This window comes from Hyphomonas sp. (genome assembly GCF_022844445.1).
Taxonomy (GTDB): Bacteria; Pseudomonadota; Alphaproteobacteria; order Caulobacterales; family Hyphomonadaceae; genus Hyphomonas.
Window position 1 is genome coordinate 550,879 of record NZ_JALHLS010000001.1, and the last position, 21,323, is coordinate 572,201.

The window sequence follows — 21,323 nt, forward strand, 5'->3', positions numbered from 1 at the left end:
TTTCTAGTCAGGCTGTTCCAGGTTCAGCCGACGCGTGATCTCAAGACCCCCACACCCGTTTCGCGTCAGGCCGCGATAGCGCAGCCGCTCCCGGTGTCCCAGCCCGTTTTGTCGCCCTTGAGGCTTTGCCCGTGAAAGCGGAGTCCCGAAGGGGGCGGAAAGTGCCGGCTTGCCTTGCCAGAGCGGGGCGGGCGCCCTTAGGCTTTCCCCAACGAAAACTTCCGGGATGGAACCCATGTCAAAACCCAAGAAATCCTACCGCAAGCGCGAGATTGGCGGCCATACGCTCAGCCCCGAATCCCTGATGATGGGGTTCGGCTATGACCCCTTCATGTCGGAAGGCTCGATCAAGCCGCCGATCTTCATGACTTCGACCTTCGCCTTCAAGTCGGCCCGCGATGGGGAGGCACTCTTCCGCCGACTCGCCGGGCGCCATGAAGCCGGCGACCCCGAGGACGCTGACCTGATCTACACCCGCTTCAACAATCCCAACATGGAGGTGCTGGAAGACCGGCTGACACTGTATGACGACGGCGAAGCGGCGCTGGCTTTCTCCTCCGGCATGTCGGCAATTACGACCGCGCTCTTCGCCTGCGCCGAGCCGGGCACTGTGGTGCTGCATTCCAGCCCGCTCTACGGAGCGTCAGAGGTATTCATCCGCACCTTCCTGCCGGGTTGGGGCGTGCGGTCCGCCGAGTTCGATGCCTGGTCTACTGAAGATGAGATTCTCGCGGCCGCGAGGGCCACAGTGAAGTCGTTCGGTCCCATCTCAGTGATTTTTACCGAGTCGCCGGCGAACCCGACAAACGCGCTGGTCGACATTGCCGCCTGCGCCCGCGTCTGTGACCTGCTGGAAAAGGAGACCGGCCGGCGGCCGATCCTGATGTGCGACAACACGATGATGGGGCCGATCGGCCACCAGCCGCTGAAGCACGGCGCCGACCTCGCACTCTACTCGCTAACCAAATATGTCGGCGGCCACTCGGACCTGATTGCCGGTGGCATTGTCGGCAACGAGGATATGATGATCAAGATCCGCCGGATGCGGAACTATCTCGGAACGATGCTTGACGCGCATTCCTGCTGGCTGCTGACGCGCTCTCTGGAAACCGTCCAGCTGCGCATGGAGCGTGCCTTCCGCAATGCGAAATTGTGCGCGGAATACCTGAACACGCATCCAAAGATCACCAAGGTGATGTATCCGGAATTCCTGAAGAAGGGCGATCCGCAGCGCAAGGTGTTTGACGAGCAATGCCTCGGCGCAGGGGCGACCTTCTCGTTCGACGTCAAGGGCGGCAAGGAGGCGGCGTTCAAGCTGCTCGACAACCTGCGCCTCATCAAGCTCGCGGTCAGCCTTGGCGGCACCGAAAGCCTGATGTGCCATCCGGGCTCTACCACCCACTCGGCAGTCCCTGCCGACGTCCGCGCCCGGATCGGTTTTACGGAAGGTCTCGTGCGCTTCTCGGTCGGGATTGAGGCCCCGGAAGACCTCATCGCCGATCTCGGCCAGGCCCTCGAACACGCTTGAGGCGTTGCCGCCTTCAAATCTGCCGGGTTTTCCCGTATGGGAGAACCCGGCGATCCCGTAGCTCAGCAGGATAGAGCGACAGATTCCTAATCTGTAGGTCGTGCGTTCGAATCGCATCGGGATCACCATCTGCCCGCCCTCGGACAGTGCCATAAGGATTTTTCCGGAAGTCACTGGACGAATGCGCTCTGCGCGGCATGAATTGCGCAGCACACAACGCTTCAGAGGGAAGAAGATGACTACACCCGCCACATCCCCGGCGACGCTTCCGGGCTTGATGCAGCCCGCGCCTCTGCAAATCATCGACATTCTCAGGTTTGCGGCCACGGCGCACGGCAGCGTGGAGGTCGTCTCCCGGCTGATCGATGAGCCGATCGCCCGTTCGACCTATGCAGAGGAGTTTCGCCGCGCCGGACAGGCCGCGGGCGCGCTGGTCCGCCTTGGAGCCAGGTCCGGGGACCGGATCGCCTCACTCGCCTGGAATACGCACCGCCATTTCGAACTCTTCTATGCCGTCACCGGCCTCGGCGCAGTACTGAACACGGTGAACCCGCGCCTCTTCGACGAGCAGATTGTTTTCATTCTCAATCATGCCGAACCTGACATCCTTCTGTTCGACAAGACTTTCCTGCCGCTCGTGGAACGCCTGGCGCCGCAGATGAAGACGGTCACGAAATTTGTGATGCTCTGTGACCGGACGGTTCACGAAGTGGGCGCCGTAGGCGCGCTCTGCTACGAGGATCTGCTCGAAGCAGAGCATGGTGACCTTACCTGGCCGGTCGTGGACGAGAACGCCGGCGCGTTCCTTTGCTACACGTCCGGCACCACAGGTGATCCGAAAGGCGTCCTGTATTCCCATCGTGCCGTGGTGTTGCATGCCATGGCCTCAGGCCTGAGCAGCGCCTTCGGGTTCACGGCCTTCGACGTCGTGATGCCGTGCTCGTCGCTTTTCCATGCGACCGCCTGGGGCCTGCCCTTTGCGGCGCCGATCAACGGATGCAAGCTCGTGCTGCCCTGTGAGAGGATGGACGGCGCAAGCCTGCAGGAACTCATACTGTCCGAAGGCGTCACCTTTTCGGGGGGCGTTCCCACCATCTGGACCATGTATCTCGAGCACCTTGAGCGCACTGGCCAGGCACCCGGCCAGTTGAAACGCCTCGTCATCGGCGGCTCGGCCGTGCCACGCGCCATGGCGGAAAAGTTCAAAAAAACACACGGCGTCCAGGTTCTGCAGATCTGGGGAATGACCGAGACGGCTCCGCTAGGCGTAATCGCGACGCCGACACCGGCGCTCGCCGCGCTCGGCGAGGAAGCGATCGACGAGGCGATCTGGACGCGGCAGGGCCGGCTCCAGTTCGGCATCGAACTGCGCGTCGTCGATGATCAGGGCAATGATGTTCCCCGTGATGGGGAAAGCTCCGGCGCCCTTTTGGTGCGCGGTCCCTGGACCATCCGGCGCTATTTCCGGGCCCCGGCTGATGCCGTGAATGCCGAGGGATGGTTCGACACCGGCGACATCGCCACGCTTGATCAGTTCGGTTTCATGCGGATCACGGATCGCAAGAAGGATGTCATCAAGTCAGGCGGCGAATGGATCAGTTCGATTGACCTCGAAAACATCGCGGTGGCCTATCCCGGTGTGAAGATAGCGGCGGTGGTCGGTATTCCGCATCCGAAGTGGGAGGAGCGGCCGCTCCTTGTGCTGGAGACGCATCCGGGCGCAGAAGTAGATGCCGCAAGCGTGCTGGCGCACATGGCGGAGCATATCGCGAAATGGCAGCTCCCGGATCAAGTCGTATTTGACGCCGTCCCACTCACGGCGACAGGAAAGATCGACAAGAAGACCCTGAGGCGGGCCTACGCGGATCGGTACAGCTGAAGCCGTATCAAGCCGGTAGCAGTGTGCCGCAACGGATATCATAGATGATGGCTTTGTCAGCGCGCGTCAGCGCGTCGCCTCGCGCGCCGTCAGTACGGATCTGTGGCGACAGCGCGGGGCCGGCTGTGACGGGGTTCATGAATACGCGTTCGCACCAGCGCGCGCCCGGGCGCGCTGCGGCGAGGATCCCGCGCCAGCAGGCGTCATAGTCCGCCTGTCCGCAATAGGAGCCGAAATCCGAAAGCGAAAAGGCATCGAACGGCCCGAGACCGGAGGCGCCAAGTGTTGCCAGACCTTCTTCGGCAACGTGGATACGTTCCAGTCGGTCTCGGATTGTCGCCATGTTGCCAGGCTGCATGTGAAGCGGCAGCGCGGTCGATGAGGTATGCCGGCCTTTCAGCAGCAGCACAGCGAAATCCGAATCGCGGAAAAAGATGTTTTCCGAAGCCCTGCGGAACAAGCCCGTGAGCCGCGCCTCGCTCTGCGCAGGCGGTGGGAGGAAAGCGCCGCCCGGCTCGCCGATAACCCGTGTCCAGAACCAGCGCTGTGACAGCAGTCGCACGGCACTGTGCCAGACTGCATCGTCAAAGCGCGTCCGCCAGATCTCGGCCTGCCGGTTCAGCGTCTCGGCCTCGAACAGCGCATTGATTGCGCTTCCGCGCAGCAGGTTCGTGCCGAAAGCGCCGAGGCGTAGGACGCGCTCCCAGCGGCCGCTATGCCACACGCCCGAGGCGATCAGTCCGCGCCGCGCGTCCCAGAAGCTGCGTGAGGCGGGGCCGAGCTGGACTTCGACCTTCCGGTGCAGATCGATCCTGTGGCGGCCCGGCGCAATGCCGAGATAGGCGTGCACCGCTTCATCATCGAGCGCGCGAAGCGCCGCGATCTTGAGCCGCGTGAGTTCGTTCTGTGCGGGGTTGATGTCGATGGCCGTTATGCGCGCGGGATTGCCCAGCAGAAGGTCCAGCGGACGCGCCCCGCTTGCCGCCAGGCAGAGTACATGATCCGTCGGGCAAAGTGCCAGCGCAGCGAGCTCGGTTGCCCCGTCCTCATTGGCAGATGTGAAATTCAGAGTACGGCCGAAATTCGACATGCCGGTCAGACCAGCAGCGCGACGGAATGGACGGGCGCTGCCGGCTGCCGGCCGGACAGGATCGCTTCGATCCCGGGCCGCAGAAGGTCCTGCGGCGCAAAAACGAGCGGCCCGCCCCGATGGGCATCCCGGTTCGCGCCGATCAGCTCGAGAATGGCGCGGTCTTCGGCAAAGATGCGCTGGAAGAACAGCCGCAGTGCCGCTAGCTTGATGGCCGCCACAGCGCCGCCGCCGGGCACGGCAATGGTTGCTGCGACATAAGTCTCGCCGGGGGCGGCCGGTGTCAGATGAAACCTGGCGGCAAAAACCGGCGCACCATCATCCGTGTACGTTACCTCAGCTATGGACGGCGCACGGAACGTATCGCAGATCGTATAGCGGTGCGCGCCCAGAAGCCGCGCACCCCAGCCGCTCGGTGCAGCGCCAGGCGGATAGGTTGCGGATATCCAGTTGTCGCCGGACGTGACGATTGCTTCCACTGCGCGGCGCTCTCCCGGCCGGCGCAGGTAGTCCTGATGGACCACGCTGGTATGGGTCGTATCGAGAATGTTTTCGCCCACATCGCCAAGACCGGCCCGCACATGGCCCGCCACCAGGATTTGCGCCGACTGCGCCCCTATCAGCGCGGAGCCGGCCCTAGCACTTTCGGGCGGCGATCCTTCCGCCACAAAGATCCATCCATCCGCTTCCGCGGTAATCCGGACGACTTGACCTGCCGGATCAGTTGCCTCGATGCGCGCCTCGGGCGTGCGCCGAAGGATCAGCTGATTCCCGGCAAAGCACCGGGTCAGTGGCAGAGCGCGCAGATCGCGTGCCCGCAGCAGCGGATACCATCCGGGAAGAACAGGGGCCGCGCTCATGCGTCAATGCCCGGTTCGCGGATCACGCGGCGCAGCTTGCCGCCTTGCGGCGGTGCCAGAGGTGCGGCCTGAAGCCGGATCTCCGGATTGGCGCCGAGCCGGCCGAACAGCGCCGAAAGCGCCTGTCCTGCTGCCGGGAGGTGGCGCTCAGCTTCGGGCGCAAGCGTAAGCGTGACCCGCGTCGGCGCCTCCTGCCTAACCCGAAAGTCGGTGATCAACCGGCTTGCACCCACAACAGTGTTGCGAATGATATCCGGCGTGACCAGCACGGGCTGTCCCGCCGCGCCGGTCAGCCGGAGGGCATCATCTGCCCTTCCGGCAACTTCGGACACAGCCTGAAGCGGCGAACCGCACGGGCAGGGGGCCTCGGCCAGGCGCAGGAGATCATTCATCCGGTAGCGGATCATTATCTGAGTGCGCCGGGTGAAATCGGTTATCAGAGGCGAAGCAAGGTTCCCGGCAGGTTCCCATTCGAAAGCGACACAGTCCTCGCAAAGATGCAGCGTGCCGTGCGGACAGGCGACTCCGAAAAGACCCTCCGTCGCCATGTAAATCTCGCGCACGGTCACGCCGAAACGGGCTTCCACTTCACGCCGATCGGTTGGATCGAGCACCTCGGCGCCCGAGAACACGTGGACCGGACTGACACAGAGATCGGCCCGCGCCAGTGCGATCAGCGCATGCGGCGGCGCGACGATCACGTTCGGCTTGAAATCTGCGACCGCGGGCAGCTGCCGCTCGAGGCCCTCCGCCAGATCATAGAACTTCAGCGCCAGACGGCCGGACTCATTTGCCGCATCATACAGCCGGCTGCCGCGCGGCAGTAAGACAGCCACCCGGTAGCGCGCCGTCAGCATGTCCGGAAGAGCCTTGGCGAGCAATGTGCCGAGCCACAGGTAACGCTCGGTATCGCTGACCAGGTACAGGCCGCGATTGCCGCTTGTGCCGGTGCTTGCACCGACAGCGTACTTTCCGAGCCTGCCCGTAGACTCGAATGCGGCCCACGCATCGTCTCCAGATATTCCCGCGACATTGTAGCGATGGAAGGCGCCCATGAGCGCCGCCTTATCCATCACAGGATAATCCTTCAGCGGACGGCCAGACAGCGTGGAGAAGGCTTCCGCGCCCTGCGCGGCGCTCCGCAGGAAACTGTCGAGCCTGCGGGCCTGCCATCTCATCAGGCTGTCGCGTGTACGCAGCCGGCGCCCGCGCATGCGGGTGCGCCAGAATGCAGACAGTGTGAGCCAGAGCGCCGCGCTCATGCCAGTGGCTCCGGATCATGGCACAGGACGATACGCCCGCCCGCGTCCGAAAAGGCGTTGAGGCGAGCCGCCGACTCCTGGGCGGCTTCCTTATCGTCGAGAATCCAGCGCGCCGGCGCGCCGGGCGATCGCTTCTCGCGGATCGCCCGCGCCAGCCAGTCGGCATCGCCCGCATACAGCAAGGGTGGTGACTGGCGCGCGAAAAGATAACCCGTATGCCCCTTCATATGGCCCGGCAGCGGCACCGCCAGCACTTCCCCGTCATCGAATACATCCCGCGCAGCGCCTAAGCCGAACGGCGCATCCACTTCCGGCAGGGTTTCCAGCGGAATCAGCCGCGCGCGCAGATCGTCCGGCAGCAATTCCCGGAAGACGCCGTGGCGCGTCCGGCCAAAGGTGCCCGCCTGAAGAAAATGGTCCAGTGCGCCCAAATCCCCGATGAGCCGTGCGTCCGGATAATCCCGGAGTGCAGAGACATGATCTGCATGCAGATGGGTCAGAAGTATCGTGCTTACAGATCCGGCGTGTGCAGGAAGGGCGGCCTGCGTCAGCCGGGGGCGCAGGATCGCCGCGTACAGTGTCAGGGGCAGAGACCTCGGCCCGCGTGTCACCCGCGCCGAGTATCCCGTGTCGATCAGGCAGTTCCCGGCCAGGTCATGCGCAAACAGGCCATAGCGTACCGTCAGATCGACCGGCGTCCAGCGCCCGCCGCGAAGCACCAGGCGCTCCGGCACACGCACCACAGCGCTGTTGGGAAAGCGCAGATCGCGGATCATGCAGCGGCCTCAAACGTGCGGGCCAGACCCGCGTCGAAGTCGATGCGGGGCGTCCAGCGCAGATGTGTTCGCGCGGATGTCAGGTCCAGCGTCTGCGTAAATGCAAAGAGGCCCGCGCCGTAAGCAGTCACGCGCGGTTCCGGCTTGTCGGGATGAAGGCTTGCGCCAAACTCCAGAATACGTGCAGCTCCGAACACCACGGCTGCGGGCATCCTGCGCCATTGGACAGAGATACCTGCCTTCGCAGCCGCCGCCTCTGCGATCCGGCGCACAGGCAGGGGTTGACCACCGGAAATGTTGAATATGCGAACGGGGAGGTTCTCCGGCGCGTCCAGCGCCGCGATCACGGCGTCGACCACATCCTCGACATGGGTCAGGTCCGTCTCCGCTCTGCCTCCCCGGATCAGTGGCAACGGGCCAGATTGCGCTGCGCGCAGGAGGCGTGGCAGCAGCGCGGTGTCCCCTTTGCCGTAAAGTCCGCGCGGCCGCAGGATCACGGTGTCAAGGCCTGCTTCCTCGTGCACCAGCGCTTCAGCTGCTCGTTTCGTGGCCGCATAAGCATTCACCGGCGGCGGTAGCGGCTCACTTTCGCGCACGCCCAGCTGGTCGCGGAACCGGAAGTAGATGCTCGGTGTCGAGATATGCACGAAGCGCCGCACACCGTTCGCTTTGCCAAACTCCAGAGCAGCTCGGGTGCCCTCGACATTTGCCGAGTGAAACGCGGCGTGCTTGCCCCAGGCGGACGACAGCGCTGCGCAATGCACGAGATGGCTGATGGGCGCGCCCAGCGGTAAAGGTGGCCCGTCTGAGAGATCGTGCATCAGGGTCTCAGCCCCAAGCGCCGAAAGCGCCGCCAGCTTTTGGCTGTCGCGTCCCAGCGCCACGACGCGCGCGCCTTCCGCGAGGAGGCGCCGGCAGAGCGCGCCGCCGAGAAAACCGGTAGCGCCCGTGATCGCGACGCGGTCCACCGATCAGGTCTCCAGGATCGCGCCGCCGAGAGAGACGCCGGCAGAGGTCCCGATCAGCAGCACGCGCATTCCAGGTTGAAGCCTGCCGTCCGAAGCCGCGAGGTTCAGCGCGACAGGAATGGAGGCGGCTACCTGATTTCCAATCGTCCGGACACGGTCGAATACCCGCTGCGGCGCAAACCCGCCGCGGCGGATGATGTGTGCAAGCGCATGCGGGCTGGCCTGATGCGGCACGACAAGGTCGATATCGTCCCGGCGCAGGCCCGCGCGCCCGAGCAGACGGTCGAGGAAGCCCGGCAGCGCCGCGGCGGTGACCCGGTAGAGCGCCCTGCCGTCCATCCGAAAGTAGGCGCTGCGCGCAAAGCCCTCCGGGTCGGAATGGTAATCAATACCCGTGCCGCCGGAAGCCAGCGTGCAGGCTTCATAGCCCTCGGCGAAGGTTTCCATGTGGAACGCCCCGAAGCGGGGACGCACGCCTCGCCCCTCTCCGGCAGCGCTCATCACGAAAGCGGCCGCGCCGTCGCCGAACAGGCCGGCCGTGTCCGGGGCATCATGCCAGGGCAGCGCGCGCGAGGCGATCTCGGCGGTGACCACCAGAACATGGCGCGCGCGTCCTGCAGCAAGGTGCAGCGCGGCGAGGTCCATCCCCACCAGGGCGCTCAGACAGGTCGCGTTCACGTCATAGGCAGGAAAGGCCAGCGCTGCGCCGCCGAGTTCCCGCTTCACCAGTGGCGCGGTGGCCGGGATAGGCTGGCGCCCGACGGCGGCGCCGAAAAGCAGGAGACCCACATCAGCGAGTTCAAGGCCCGCATCCCTCAGCGCCGCCCGCGCGGCGGCCGCCGCCATTGTCTCCTGTGTCTCGCCGGGACCCGCGACATGCCGGCTCGCCACACCGCAGGCCCGCTCCAGCCAGCCTTCCTGCTTGCCGAGCCGACGGTCGATTTCCGTTGAGGCCATCAGGTGCGCAGGCAAGGCCATGCCCATTCCGGACACGACCGAACTGGTCACGGGAAGCAGGGCGGGCTTCAGGCGCTCAATGTGAGTGAACATTTACCTATTATACTGCTGTTTGAAATGGCTGGCAAGCAGGCGCGCGGAGCGCCCGCTGGCCGCGTCCCGGGGGGCAGCCGTATCAGGTCAGGGAAAGGCGCAGTTCTCGGAAGCCGACAAAGCCGATGGTCGGCCGGTCGCGCACCGCCGGCGCGGTAAGGCGCGTGCCGGGATAGTCCGTCGCGAGCGTGCGCAGGGTCACTTCGATCTCCAGCCTTGCCAGCGGCGCCCCGAGACAGGCGTGAACCCCGCCGCCGAAGGAGACATGATCACGCCGCCCCCGGCGAATGCAGAAGGCATGCGGATCATCGAAGGCCTCGGGATCGCGGTTGGCCGCCAGCAGCGACAGCACCACCGCCGCGCCATGCCTTACGGGGCAGCCAAGGACTTCGCGGTCCTCCGGCACATACCGCGCCGCAATCGCCACTGGCGGCCCATGACGCAACATTTCCTCCGTGCCCGGAACGGCGAGATCCGGCTCGGCCTTCAGCGCGGCCCATTCCTCCGGAGCCTCGAGCAGCGCATGCAATCCGTTGCCCAGAACATCAGCGGTGGTCAGGTTCCCGGCGAGCAGGATCAGGAGCAGCAGGGTGGACAGCTCAATGTCCGACATTTTCGCTTCCGTTTCGCTTTCGGCATGCACGATGGCGGAGAGCAGGTCCTGCGTTGGTGCGCGGCGGCGCTGATCAATTGCGCTGGCAAAATAAGCTTCCAAGCCTGCAAAGGCTGCCAGTTGCCGTTGGTCCTGCTCGGGCGTCCTCAGGGGGTTGAAGACGAAGATCAGGTCTTCGGACCATTGCCGGAACTGGGGCATGTCTGTACGCGGAAGGCCCAGCATGTCGCCGATCACGTAGATCGGAAAGGGCGCCGCATACTGGGAGATGAAATCAAAATCCGGCTTCTTCGCGGCCTCCGCCAGCAGCCGCGCCGCAATCGCTTCGATTTCGCCGCGCTTGGCGGCAATCGCTTTCGGCGTAAAGGCGCGCGAGACGAGTCCCCGTACGCGCCGGTGCTGCGCGCCGTCCAGGTAGAGCAGATTGCCGTGCGGCCCCTCGGTCATCACCGAGGCCGGCGCAAAGCTGCGGGCGAGCGAGCCGGTCGGCGTGGCGCGCGGATCGCGCTGGTAAGTCGCGTCAGCGAAAACGGCGCGTACATCTTCGTGGCGCGTCAGGTAGAGCCCCGTTGGCGCATCCGGAAACAGCGCATGGGCATGGATATGGTGGGGGGCTTCCGACCTCAGGCGGTCAAGCATCGTGTGCGGATCCCGAAGGAAGTCGGGATTGAGTTCGGTGAGCTCAAAGCCATTGGGTAAGGGCGTTGCCTCCGGCTCCGGTTTCAATCTTTGCATACAAAAGACCCCAAATGCAAACAGAAGTTGTATTTCAGATTTCGGCTGTTTCCGCAATCGGACCTGAGCGCCGCTTGACAAGCAGGGCGGCCTTCAATACTTTGGATTTCAAAGTGCTTTAAGGAGACACCAGATGGCTTCCCCCGGAACCCTGTCGAATGACTTGGCCTATGTTCGCGATCTTGCGGAGGCGGGTCACAACGCACCGCTGCTGGGCGGCCGCTTTCTGACCTGGTGGGGCGGCCTGATGACGGTCGCCTATGTCGGCCATTTTCTGATCGCTACGGACTCGGTCGGCATTGGCCCGGAATCGCTCTGGCTTTGGTGGATCCCGATCTCCCTGCTTGGAGGCGCCGGCCAGTTTGTGCTGCAGCATTTCATTCGCTCGAAGCCCGGCGTGTCTTCGACAGGTAACCGCGTCCAGTCGATCGTCTGGATGAGCGCGGGCTTTGTCCTCTTCGCGTTCTTCATGGGCGTGATCGGACGCATCCTGTTCTTTGATGGAGGCTATGAAGGTTTCTACTGGTCGGTGCCGATGGTGATCGGCCTCTACGGCCTCGGCCAGTTTGTTACCGGGCTGATCGCCGGCAATGGCGCGCTTAAGTTCGCCGGTATCGCGGCGTTTGCAGGCACCACGGCTGCCGCGGTCCTGTCGGATACGGAATATGTCTGGCTGGTCGGCGCTGCAGTTGCCTTCCTTGCCGTCTGCGTGCCTGGGCTCATGCTGATGCGCCGCGAACCGGCCACCACGGTCTGAGGGGCAGCGCGCGTGAGCGAGGACAATCCCTTCGACCATAATGATATCGATGACGTCATCCACGGCCGCCTGCGCCTCGGCGTCATGGCCTACCTATCGGCCGCCAGTCCCGCCATCTTCGGTGAGCTGCGTGACAAGGTCGGCGCCACCGATGGCAATCTGTCGACCCACCTGAAGAAGCTGGAAGAGGCAGGCTACATCACGCAGGAAAAGCGCTTTGTCGGCAAGAAGCCGCAGACGCGCGTCTTTCTCACAGACAAGGGCCGCAAGGCCTGGATCCTGTGGATCCAGCGCATGGAAGCCATCATGAAAGCCGCCGAGTAGTACAGCGCCCGATTGCCGGATCACGGCGAGTTGAGTTGAACCATGCGGCCGCTCCATGCGTATGAAGCGGGATGACACACAACTTTTTCTCCCGCCGCTTCGTCCTTCTGTCCGGCGCCACACTCGCCCTCGCTGCCTGTTCCGGCGGCGCGCCCAAAGCGTCTGCCTCCACGCCTTCGGACTATACCGACGATGAATGGCGACGTCTCAGCGAAGCGGACTGGAAGTCCCGCCTCGCCCCCGCCGCCTTTGCTGTATTGCGCAAGCACGATACCGAGCGCGCCTTCACCTCCCCGCTCAACGACGAGAAACGCCCCGGCGTGTTTCACTGCGCGGGCTGCGACCTCGCCCTCTTCTCGTCCGACACGAAGTTCGACAGCGGCACCGGTTGGCCGAGCTTCTGGGACTATATCCCCGGGACGCTTGGCACCAGCATCGACCGCAAGCTATTCATAGCGCGCACGGAATACCACTGCGCGCGCTGCCTCGGTCATCACGGCCATGTCTTTGACGACGGCCCGGCGCCGACGGGCCTGCGTTACTGCAACAATGGTGTTGCGCTGACCTTCAAGGCGGCGTGATGGACGACCCTCGCGCCGGATTGGCGAGGGGGCGGCCCGTTCAGTAGAAGACCGACGCGGCGAGGAAGGCAAAGAAGAAGCCGACCGCAAAGAGCGCAACACTCAGCCCCCAGACGATCCAGCTGACCTGCCGTGCCCGTGCACAGGCCGCAGCCTGCGCCTTGTCGGCCGGGCAGGGCAGGCTGCGCGCATGCCACTGCCAGAGCCCGGAGACGACCAGCAGCGCCCCGGCCACGCCGAACACGGCCGCCTTGTGCTTGCCGAGCCAGACAAGCTGCGGCACCGCCTCGATCAGCCCTGCCATCACCGCGCCCGCGCCGAGGCTCACCAGCAACGCGGGCAAGGCGCAGCAGACGAGTGTTCCGGTCGAGGTAAACAGCGACAGGAAAGCCGGCAGCATGCTCGGCGGGCGGATTTCATCCGTGTCCGTCATTTTGCGACGTTCCGGTCAACTGAAACCAGCGAATACCCGGCCTTACGGATCAGCTTCTCGAGCGCGGCATCGTCGAGGGACTTGCCGGGTTTGAGGTCTACGCGCACCTGTCCCTTGGACAGGTCGACCTGCACCTTCTGCACGGCGTCGTCCTTGCCCAGGATCTTTCGGATCGACTGGGCGCAGAAGTCGCAGACGAGGCCGTTCACGTTGGCCATCAGGATTTCGCCGGACGCAGGTTCAGCCATGGCAGGTGTCTCCGGTGCAGCATGCGCGAGTACAGGTGCCATCGACACGGCCGCTGCAAACGCGAAGGTTTTGATCAGGTTCATGGATATGTTCCTTTCAAGTGAGTGTATCAGAAGCGCCAGGTCCAGTTGAGCAGGAATTCCTCCTCCTCAAGCGTGTAACCGGCTTCGACGAGCAGGGGGCCTTTGAAGAAGCGCAGCAACGGGGTCACCGTAACGGGATTGTCCGCCTCCGGCGTATTCTCCACCTGCACCATCGCCCATGTGTGAAGGTCTCCGAATTCCGCCACATAGGGCGCAACACCGATCCGCGCGGCATGCGAGATCGTCTCATCCGGCCCGTAATCGCGCGCACGCACATCATAAGAGATGAATACGCGCCGGGTTTCCCAGTCAGCCGCAATCCCCGCGAACGTGCCGACGTCTGCCCCGCCGCTGCCGAAGGCATCTGCCGCGCCCGCCCCGAGCTTCAGGTACAGGTTTCCCTGGCTCTGCGGCGCGTTCCACCGCCGGACCAGCCGGTTGTACTGCAGGCCGGTGAACGTCTGGTCCATGTCCTGGTTCTGCTCGACATAGAGGCCGATCGAGTCGGTCTCCGTGGGCGAGTAGTGGACAAGCAGGGATGAGTACATCCCGTTATTCTCCTGCATCGCCGTCCAGCCCCCTGCATAGGAGACGGGCCGGGCGCTGGCAGGCGCAGCGAGCGCTGCAAGGGCAAGCCCTGCAACAAGGTATCGAGGAGGCATGATGCCGTTCCTTATCCGAAGTTGATCCAGCGTGTACGGAGGATCAGACCTTCGGCGGCGGCGTCTCGGGAATCAGGGTGCGGGAAGGCGCGCGCACATCTGCGGGAAAGTCTCCCGGCAGGGCGAAGGCCAGCGATCCGGTAGCCGGAACGGCAGGCGCCGGCAGCGCCGAGAGCACCGCCGGGCAGCAGCAGTTGGCTGCCTTGCTGAAGTCCTTGGGTGCGTCCGGCGTTTTGCTCTCTGTTTTCGCAGCCATGTCGCAATGTTCATGTCCGCCGGCTTCAGCAGCGATTTCCACGTTCGCGCCTTGCAGGCCGCAAGGCCCCGCGTGCGCGCTGAGGCCGCTGGCTGCAATCAGCCAGATGCCCAGAACCAGAAAGAGAACGCGTTTCAGCATGCGCCCCGAAGATGGCCCTTCGTCCGCATCCGGTCAATGCGGCGATTACTGCGCTGTCCAGCCGCCATCAATAGACAGGTCTGCGCCGTTGATGGAATCGGCGGCCGGCGAGCAAAGGAACGCGGCAAAGCCGGCCACCTGTTCCACGGTCACGAATTCCTTGGTCGGCTGCGCGGCGAGCAGCACATCGTTCTTCACCTGCGCCTCGGTCATGCCGCGCGCCTTGGCCGTATCGGCGATCTGGCCTTCCACAAGCGGCGTGAACACATATCCGGGGCAGATCAGGTTGGCCCGAACACCGAAGGTCGCGCCTTCCAGCGCCGTCGTCTTGGTCAGGCCCGACAGGCCGTGCTTGGCTGCTACATAGGCCGACTTGAACGGCGAGGCGACCTTCGCATGCGCCGATCCCATGTTCAGGATGCGGCCCCATTTCTTCGATTTCATGTGGGGAAGGGCCAGGCGCGTCGTATGAAAGGCCGAAGACAGGTTGAGAGCGATGATCAGGTCCCACTTGGCGACCGGAAACTCGTCAATGGGGGAAACGAACTGCGTGCCCGCATTGTTGACCAGGATATCGATCCCGCCAAACGTCGCGGCGGCCTGCGCCATCATGCCCTCGATCGCCTCGGCCTTGGTCAGGTCGGCGCCCGAAAAGGCGACTGTTACTTTATGATCCCTTTCGATGCCCGCCCGAAGCGTTTCGATTTCTTTCGCGTCACCGAAACCGTTGAGCATCACATTGGCGCCTTCGGCCGCAAGCCGGGTGGCAATTGCCTTCCCGATCCCGCTGGTCGAGCCGGTCACGAGGGCGGTTTTTCCCTTCAACATGCGAACTGTCTCCTTGAGGCGGGGGTGGCCTGTGGGTAGGCACGGCGGGGCGCTCTGGCAACCCTGATCAGATTATCCTGCGGTAATATAGAGAGGACGTGCGAGTGATGCCCTTCGGTGGAGAAATCAGCGCCTTCGATGCGGCGTTTCCCCGCTTCCTGCTATCGACCGGCGCCGCAGGGTTGATGCTGCTGCTCGCGGCCACAGCCTATGTGCTGCTGACGCCGTGGAAGGAACTTTCACTTGTGCGCTCCGGAAACACCGCCGCCGGGCTAGCCCTCGGCGGCGCCATTGTCGGCCTCGCCATTCCGATCTCCTCGACCCTTGCCTCCTCGATGACGCTACCAGGGCTGCTGATCTGGGGCGCTATCGCGCTGTTGATGCAGCTCATCGCCTATCGGGTCGTGGATCTCATCTTGCGCGATATTCCCGGCCGCATCGCCAAGGACGAGATCGGCGCTGCCACGGTGCTGGTTGCCGCCAAGGTATCTACCGCGATGATCCTTGCAGCTGGCCTCTGGGACCCTGTGCTCCAGAGGTTATAAAGGCCCCATGCGATTTGACTGGCTCATCTATGTTGGCGCGCTCGGGCTGATGCTCGCCGTCATCTTCGCGCTGGCGCCGAGTGCCGATGCACCGGCGCCTGCGCCGATGTCAGAGTTCCAGGAAGAGCTCGCAGAGGAACTCGGCCCCCTGCTGCCGGACCCCTCGCCGCTCGATGAGCTTGTTCTCGTGCAGGTCGGTGAGCCGCAGAACGGGGTCGGCACAGCTTTCGCGGTCAATTCCAGCGGCGACTGGCTCACCGCACGCCATGTCGTCGAGGGCTGCGCCAAGGTCACCCTGATGGTTGCCCCCGGCAATTATGTGCCCGTCGCCAATATCATGGTGGACGAGGATCACGACCTCGCCCTGCTCTCCACCGGCCGCAGCCCCTTTCCCGTCTCGCTCGCCCTTCAGGGTCCGCTTCGCGTCGGCTCGGAAGGCTTTGCCGTCGGCTTCCCGCAGGGCGAGCCCGGCGAACTCGCCACCCGCCTTGTCGCCCGCTCGCGCCTCGTCACGCGTGGCCGTCGCAGCGCCGAGGCGCCTATCCTCGCCTGGGCTGAAATCGGCCGCACCGAAGGCTTGCGCGGCACGATCGGCGGCATCTCCGGTGGGCCGATGTTTGATGCCACCGGCGCCGTACGCGGCGTGATCGTCGCCGAAAGCCCCCGCCGCGGCCGCATCTACACCACCGCGCCGCAATCGGTCGAAGCCTTCCTCACCAAACTGGGCGTCCCGCTCGAATCCGGCCCCGCAGACAAGTTCGAACTTTCCGGTTACGGCGCGCCTTCCGACAATGCGCGGCGCAGGCTACAGGTCGTGAAAGTCACCTGCGAGGTCATTCCATGAGCGATTTTGCCGCCCGTCTCACCGAAGGCGTGCGCCGCCATGGGCCGCTCTGCGTCGGCGTCGATCCGCATGCCGGTATGGTGCCCGCGCTGTTCGGCGGCGATACTGCAAAGGGTGTCGAATACTGGGGCAGGGCCCTCGTCGAGGTCGCTGCGGGCCGGGTTGCCTTGATCAAGCCGCAGGCCGGCTTCTTCGAACGCCTCGGCCCCGGCGGCATGGCCGCTCTGGCCGCCATCACCCGCGCGGCGCGCGACGCGGGTTTGCTCGTGCTGATGGATGCCAAGCGCGGTGATATCGGCTCTACCGCTGAAGGTTATGCCGAAGCCTATCTCGGCAAAGCCGCGTTCTTCGAATCCGACGCGATCACCGTGAACCCCTATATGGGCCTCGATACGCTGGAGCCTTTCGCCAAACGCGCCGAGACAAACGGCAAGGGAATTGTCGTGCTGGTGCGCACCTCCAATCCCGGTGCGGCCGATTTCCAGATGCTCGATACCGGCGGCGAGCCGCTCTACATCCGCGTCGCTGAGGCGCTCCGCCCGCTTACCGAGCGGCTGATGAGCCCGTGCGGCTGGTCGAGCCTGATGATGGTCGTCGGCGCCACGGCTCCGGAAGAAGCTCGCCGCGTGCGCGCTGCGGCGCCCAAGGCCCTCTTCCTGGTGCCCGGCTACGGCGCGCAGGGGGCTGATCCCCGTGATGCCCTCGCAGGCCTCATCGCGCGCGGCAATCACATCGAAGGCGGTGTCGTCAGCGCCTCGCGCTCGGTGAACTTTCCCGCCTCTGCGGCGGGCGCGGCTACCGTCGAAGCCTGGCAGGACGCGGTCGCCGCCGCCATCGACGACGCCAAGGCCGGCCTCGCCGAAGCCGTGACGGCCTGACACCCGGAAAAGCTTTTGCACGCGCTGCTGCATCCAGCGGCGGGGCTGGGCGCATCGTGTTCCTGCAACCGATTGAAGGGGCCCAGGATGCCATCACCAAACTTATGTCTCCGCCGCTTGCTGCTGGCCGCGTTGCCAGCGCTGCTGGTCACCAGCGGCTGCGCCCATGCGGGTGACACCGCCGCAGCGCCGGTACCCGGCGCCTGCTCGTTGTCGCGCATACCGGATGCGGAGGCCGACATGCGCCTGCCCTTTCAGATCGTGCATGGCCGGGTCTATGTGCAGGCACGCGTCAACGGCACGGGCCCGCACACTTTCGCCATCGACACCGGTGCCAGCGGTCTCGGCCGCGCTGATGCAAGCCTGACGGCCATCCTTGGCCTGGAAGTGACCGGCGCGGCCGCCAATAGCGATGGTGTTACGGTTGCCTCCGCCGATACCGTCCAGCTCGACTCGCTGGATCTCGGCGGCCTTGTCCGGACCGACCTCGAGGTGATCACCCGCGACTACAGCAGCAAGGCCCCTGAAGGCGCCGAGATCGCCGGTATCGTCGGCCGCGACTTCTTTGCCGACGGCCTGCTCGTGATCGACTTTCCTGCGCGCACGGTCTCGTTCAGCCGGAGCCGCAGCATCCCCGCAGATGCGCCCGGCGCCCTCGCCTATGAGCGCCCGTTCCGCGTGCCTGTGATCATCGGCGACAAAGTCGTCGACGCCAATCTCGATACCGGCGCCGGCGCCACGATGGTCTTCCCCCGCACCCTTTTCGACGCGGTCGGCGGCGGCGCGCTGGAAGCGGCGGGCCAGGGCAGCCTGTCAAACACGACGATCAGTCTGGACCGCGGCCTGCTGCAGGGTCCGGTCAAGATCGGGGACGTTACCGTGTCGGACATCGATGTGCGCGTCTCGGACGAGTTTCCGGAACTCTTCGTCGGCGCTGAAGTCCTGCAGCATCACATCCTTGCTTTCGACCAGCGCACCCGGCGCGTGGCGGTTTGCCCTGCCGGTTCCTGAGCCCCGCAGATCATGCTCCCGCCGCGTCACGCCTCGACATTGGCGCGCGACCAGCTAGTCTCGTGCCCCTGTGACCCCGCCGATTGACAGGCCGGGGCGCGGTTCGGGAGGCAGTCATGGACATCAGGAAATTGCGCAGCTGGGCAGGCCCGGCGCTTATTGCGGGATCGGCGCTCCTGCTGGTTGCCTGCGGCGGACGTGACACCCGCGTCGCGCAGCCGGAAGGCTTTGCCGCGGTCGATACCGCGCGTATCTCCTCGGCCAGCGCTGCCGACGAGTGGCTCACCTATGGCGGCACCTATGACGAACAGCGCCATTCGAAGCTGAACCAGATCAACAAGGACAATGTCGGCCAGCTCGGCGTCGCCTGGACTTATGACCTCGCCACCAATCGCGGCGTCGAATCGACCCCCATTGTGGTCGACGGTACGATGTACGTCACCTCCGCCTGGTCGGTCGTCTACGCGCTCGACGCCAAGACCGGTGCGGAAAAGTGGGTCTACGACCCGGCAGTCGATCGCGCTGTCGGCGTCAAAGCCTGTTGTGATGTCGTCAACCGCGGCGTCGCCGTCTATGATGGCAAGGTCTATGTCGGCGTCATCGATGGCCGCCTCGAAGCCCTGAACGCCGAAACCGGCGCCGTGGTCTGGAGCAAGGTCACCGTCGACCAGTCCAAACCCTACACCATCACCGGCGCGCCCCGCGTCGTGAACGGCAAGGTTCTCATCGGCAATGGCGGCGCCGAACTCGGCGTGCGTGGCTACCTCTCCGCCTATGACACCAGCTCCGGCGATCTCGTCTGGCGCTTCTACACTGTCCCGAACCCCACCAAGCAGCCTGACGGCGCTGCCTCCGACGATGCCTTCGTCAAGATCGGCAACGTCACCTGGGGTGACGAGGGCGCCTGGACCACGGATGGCGGCGGCGGCACCGTCTGGGACTCGATTGTCTATGACGAAGTGAACAACCAGATCATCTTCGGCGTCGGCAACGGCTCGCCCTGGAACCGCACGTTCCGCGACCCCTCCGGCGGCGACAACCTCTTCCTTTCCTCCATTGTCGCCATCGACGCCGAAACCGGCGCCTACAAATGGCACTTCCAGACCACGCCCGGCGACAACTGGGACTATACCGCCACGCAGACGATCATCCTGGCGGATCTCCCGCTCGGGGAAGGCGGCGCCAGCCGCCGCGTCGCCATGCAGGCGCCGAAAAACGGCTTCTTCTATGTCGTCGATGCTGCGACCGGCCAGTACATCTCCGGCGACGCCTATGTGCCCGTGAACTGGGCCACCGGCCTTGATGCCAACGGACGCCCGGTCGAAGTCGCAGAAGCCCGCTATGGCAAGGAGCCCTTCCAGCAGACGCCCGGCCCCCTCGGCGGGCACAACTGGCAGCCTATGGCCTTCAACCCTGACCTCGGTCTCGCCTACATCCCGGCGCAGGAAATCCCGCAGGCCTATGTCGAAGACTCCCGCTTCACCTCCCGTCCCACAGGTTGGAATACCGGCATCGATTTCTCCGCGGGCGTGCCGCCCATCGCTCCGCCGGAAGTTGCCAAGATGCTGCGCGCCAGCCTCAAGGGCCGCCTGATCGCGTGGGATCCCGTTGCCCGTAAGGCGCGCTGGACGGTTGAGCACGAGAATGCCTGGAATGGCGGCGTGCTCTCCACCGCCGGCGGCCTCGTTTTCCAGGGCCGCCTCACGGGTGACTTCTCCGCCTTTGACGCCGCCACCGGCGCCAAGCTGTGGACGCATCCGCTGAAATCCGGCGGTGCCTCCGGACCCGGCACCTACATGATTGACGGCGAGCAGTACGTCACGATCACCACCGGCTGGGGCTCCGCCTTCGCCCTCGCGGCCGGGTTCGGCTTCGACGAGAAAGTCTCCCCCTCGGTCGGCAAGGTTGTCACCTTCAAAATCGGTGGCACAGCCGAGATCGCCGATACCGCGCTCCCGCCCATCGACAAGACGCCGAAAGCCGCCGCCTTCGGCAGCCTTTCGGTGATCTCCGAAGGCACCGTGCACTATGCCCGCAACTGCGCCGTCTGCCACGGCCCGCTCGGCGTCTCGTCCGGCGTGCTGCCGGACCTTCGTTGGTCGGCGATCACCGGCAACAAGGACGCCTGGAAAGGGGTTGTGCTGGACGGCAACCTCTCGGCCAACGGCATGGTCTCCTTCGCCGATTATCTGACCCCGGACGAGTCCGAAGCGATCCGCGCCTATGTCCTGACGCAGGCCCACACGGCAGTGAAAGCCGGCGGCACGCAGTAAGCCGGTAGCTAACCGCAACCTTCAGCCGCGCCTGCTCAAGCGGGCGCGGCTTTTGCGTTCGGGCCCGCCCCATCAAACGGCGCGCCGCCGATTCCCATGGCGCCGTTTCACGTCCGGGGTTATCTTTGCTCCATGCATATCCTCCTCGGCCTTATTGCAGTTCTCGCCACCATCGGTTTCTGGGTCTGGCGGCTCCAGATGGCGAAGCGCGGACTGGATGTCGCGGTGGACGTTGCCAAGACGGTCGCCAACGCGCCGCGCCGGCTTGCCTTCAAGTACAAGTCGGGAAAGGGCGGCCTCGACCTGATTGACGATCCGCGCGAAGCTGCCGCCATCATGATGATGCAGATCGCGCTCGCGCGCGGCGGGCCGCTGACACTGCTTCAGGGCGAAGTCATCGAGGCCGAAATCCGGGAGCACTTCCAGTACACGCCCGGAGACGCCCAGGAGCTTGCCGCGCATGCGTCCTGGGTCAGCCAGTCCTGCCCGCCGCCGCACCAGACGATGACGCAGCTCAGCCGGCTTGTCGTCCACGCGTCCCAGCTCGGCCCGAAAGAGATCGTCGACCTCGACGCGATGCTCGTCGCCGTCTCCGAGGCCGAAGGCCTGCCGACGCGCGAGCAGATGGCTTTGCTGCAGGTCTACCGCGATCTCGCCGGTCTCAAGACCTGAGCTTGCGCCTCGCCTGTCGCTGGTC

23 protein-coding genes and 1 tRNA gene are annotated in these 21,323 nt (G+C 64.9%); 12 read left to right on the plus strand and 12 right to left on the minus strand.

Annotation, left to right across the window (positions count from 1 at the left end):
- Positions 1-235 precede the first annotated feature (235 nt).
- The 3 genes from Q0C17_RS02920 (at position 236) to Q0C17_RS02930 (ending at position 3,407) form a co-directional block, all read left to right on the plus strand.
- Positions 236-1,528, plus strand: a complete 1,293-nt coding sequence (locus Q0C17_RS02920; protein ID WP_291201031.1) for a cystathionine gamma-synthase family protein — start codon at positions 236-238, stop codon at positions 1,526-1,528.
- Positions 1,529-1,579: 51 nt separating this feature from the next.
- A tRNA-Arg gene (locus Q0C17_RS02925) sits at positions 1,580-1,656 on the plus strand.
- Positions 1,657-1,763: 107 nt separating this feature from the next.
- Positions 1,764-3,407, plus strand: a complete 1,644-nt coding sequence (locus tag Q0C17_RS02930) for a long-chain fatty acid--CoA ligase (RefSeq protein WP_291201033.1) — start codon at positions 1,764-1,766, stop codon at positions 3,405-3,407.
- Between the two features lie 7 nt (positions 3,408-3,414).
- On the opposite strand, the gene Q0C17_RS02935 is transcribed toward Q0C17_RS02930, so the two are convergent.
- From Q0C17_RS02935 to Q0C17_RS02965, 7 genes are all read right to left on the minus strand, one after another.
- The gene (locus Q0C17_RS02935; protein WP_291201035.1) at positions 3,415-4,497 is read right to left on the minus strand and encodes a DUF3419 family protein; all 1,083 of its coding nucleotides are present in this window, start codon (positions 4,495-4,497) and stop codon (positions 3,415-3,417) included.
- A gap of 5 nt (positions 4,498-4,502) precedes the next feature.
- Positions 4,503-5,357, minus strand: a complete 855-nt coding sequence (locus tag Q0C17_RS02940) for a hypothetical protein (RefSeq protein ID WP_291201037.1) — start codon at positions 5,355-5,357, stop codon at positions 4,503-4,505.
- Positions 5,354-6,619, minus strand: a complete 1,266-nt coding sequence (locus Q0C17_RS02945) for a F390 synthetase-related protein (protein ID WP_291201039.1) — start codon at positions 6,617-6,619, stop codon at positions 5,354-5,356. The genes Q0C17_RS02940 and Q0C17_RS02945 overlap by 4 nt, the downstream gene beginning before the upstream one ends.
- Complete coding sequence (locus tag Q0C17_RS02950; RefSeq protein WP_291201041.1) at positions 6,616-7,395, minus strand: MBL fold metallo-hydrolase; 780 nt, start codon at positions 7,393-7,395, stop codon at positions 6,616-6,618. The genes Q0C17_RS02945 and Q0C17_RS02950 overlap by 4 nt, the downstream gene beginning before the upstream one ends.
- On the minus strand, positions 7,392-8,363 hold the full coding sequence (locus Q0C17_RS02955) for an NAD(P)-dependent oxidoreductase (RefSeq protein ID WP_291201044.1): 972 nt from the start codon (positions 8,361-8,363) through the stop codon (positions 7,392-7,394). The genes Q0C17_RS02950 and Q0C17_RS02955 overlap by 4 nt, the downstream gene beginning before the upstream one ends.
- 3 nt (positions 8,364-8,366) lie before the next feature.
- A complete protein-coding gene (locus Q0C17_RS02960) occupies positions 8,367-9,413 on the minus strand; it encodes a 3-oxoacyl-[acyl-carrier-protein] synthase III C-terminal domain-containing protein (protein WP_291201046.1) in 1,047 nt (348 codons plus the stop codon).
- Positions 9,414-9,495: 82 nt separating this feature from the next.
- Positions 9,496-10,761, minus strand: coding sequence for a cytochrome P450 (locus Q0C17_RS02965; protein WP_291201048.1), 1,266 nt, complete (start codon positions 10,759-10,761; stop codon positions 9,496-9,498).
- 133 nt (positions 10,762-10,894) lie between these two features.
- Between Q0C17_RS02965 and Q0C17_RS02970 the strand changes: the two genes are divergently transcribed.
- The 3 genes from Q0C17_RS02970 (at position 10,895) to msrB (ending at position 12,423) form a co-directional block, all read left to right on the plus strand.
- Positions 10,895-11,518, plus strand: a complete 624-nt coding sequence (locus Q0C17_RS02970; RefSeq protein ID WP_291201050.1) for a hypothetical protein — start codon at positions 10,895-10,897, stop codon at positions 11,516-11,518.
- 12 nt (positions 11,519-11,530) lie between these two features.
- The gene (locus tag Q0C17_RS02975) at positions 11,531-11,842 is read left to right on the plus strand and encodes a transcriptional regulator (RefSeq protein ID WP_291201052.1); all 312 of its coding nucleotides are present in this window, start codon (positions 11,531-11,533) and stop codon (positions 11,840-11,842) included.
- 71 nt (positions 11,843-11,913) lie between these two features.
- The gene (gene msrB / locus Q0C17_RS02980; protein ID WP_291201054.1) at positions 11,914-12,423 is read left to right on the plus strand and encodes a peptide-methionine (R)-S-oxide reductase MsrB; all 510 of its coding nucleotides are present in this window, start codon (positions 11,914-11,916) and stop codon (positions 12,421-12,423) included.
- Positions 12,424-12,463: 40 nt separating this feature from the next.
- Here msrB and Q0C17_RS02985 read toward each other — a convergent pair whose 3' ends face one another.
- Genes Q0C17_RS02985 through Q0C17_RS03005 form a run of 5 tightly spaced genes read right to left on the minus strand, consistent with a single transcriptional unit; the run spans position 12,464 to position 15,075 of the window.
- On the minus strand, positions 12,464-12,856 hold the full coding sequence (locus Q0C17_RS02985) for a hypothetical protein (protein ID WP_291201056.1): 393 nt from the start codon (positions 12,854-12,856) through the stop codon (positions 12,464-12,466).
- Positions 12,853-13,188 carry a heavy metal-associated domain-containing protein gene (locus Q0C17_RS02990; protein ID WP_291201059.1) on the minus strand — a complete coding sequence of 112 codons (336 nt, stop codon included), beginning with the start codon at positions 13,186-13,188 and terminating at the stop codon, positions 12,853-12,855. The genes Q0C17_RS02985 and Q0C17_RS02990 overlap by 4 nt, the downstream gene beginning before the upstream one ends.
- A 26-nt stretch (positions 13,189-13,214) precedes the next feature.
- Complete coding sequence (locus Q0C17_RS02995) at positions 13,215-13,850, minus strand: hypothetical protein (RefSeq protein ID WP_291201062.1); 636 nt, start codon at positions 13,848-13,850, stop codon at positions 13,215-13,217.
- A 43-nt stretch (positions 13,851-13,893) separates the two neighbouring features.
- Positions 13,894-14,247 carry a hypothetical protein gene (locus Q0C17_RS03000; RefSeq protein WP_291201065.1) on the minus strand — a complete coding sequence of 118 codons (354 nt, stop codon included), beginning with the start codon at positions 14,245-14,247 and terminating at the stop codon, positions 13,894-13,896.
- 45 nt (positions 14,248-14,292) lie between these two features.
- Positions 14,293-15,075, minus strand: coding sequence for a 3-hydroxybutyrate dehydrogenase (locus tag Q0C17_RS03005; protein ID WP_291201068.1), 783 nt, complete (start codon positions 15,073-15,075; stop codon positions 14,293-14,295).
- Between the two features lie 107 nt (positions 15,076-15,182).
- Here Q0C17_RS03005 and Q0C17_RS03010 point away from each other — a divergent pair, with 107 nt between their 5' ends.
- From Q0C17_RS03010 to Q0C17_RS03035, 6 genes are all read left to right on the plus strand, one after another.
- Positions 15,183-15,620, plus strand: coding sequence for a DUF350 domain-containing protein (locus Q0C17_RS03010; RefSeq protein WP_291201071.1), 438 nt, complete (start codon positions 15,183-15,185; stop codon positions 15,618-15,620).
- Positions 15,621-15,627: 7 nt separating this feature from the next.
- Positions 15,628-16,464 (plus strand): serine protease, encoded by an 837-nt coding sequence (locus Q0C17_RS03015; protein ID WP_291201074.1) that lies wholly within the window; start codon positions 15,628-15,630, stop codon positions 16,462-16,464.
- Positions 16,461-17,342 (plus strand): orotidine-5'-phosphate decarboxylase, encoded by an 882-nt coding sequence (gene pyrF / locus Q0C17_RS03020; RefSeq protein WP_291201077.1) that lies wholly within the window; start codon positions 16,461-16,463, stop codon positions 17,340-17,342. Before Q0C17_RS03015 ends, pyrF begins: the two co-directional genes overlap by 4 nt.
- An 87-nt stretch (positions 17,343-17,429) precedes the next feature.
- On the plus strand, positions 17,430-18,353 hold the full coding sequence (locus tag Q0C17_RS03025; RefSeq protein WP_291201080.1) for an aspartyl protease family protein: 924 nt from the start codon (positions 17,430-17,432) through the stop codon (positions 18,351-18,353).
- Between the two features lie 116 nt (positions 18,354-18,469).
- The gene (locus Q0C17_RS03030) at positions 18,470-20,626 is read left to right on the plus strand and encodes a PQQ-dependent dehydrogenase, methanol/ethanol family (protein WP_291201083.1); all 2,157 of its coding nucleotides are present in this window, start codon (positions 18,470-18,472) and stop codon (positions 20,624-20,626) included.
- 132 nt (positions 20,627-20,758) lie between these two features.
- The gene (locus Q0C17_RS03035; protein ID WP_291201086.1) at positions 20,759-21,298 is read left to right on the plus strand and encodes a hypothetical protein; all 540 of its coding nucleotides are present in this window, start codon (positions 20,759-20,761) and stop codon (positions 21,296-21,298) included.
- The last annotated feature ends 25 nt before the right edge of the window (positions 21,299-21,323 follow it).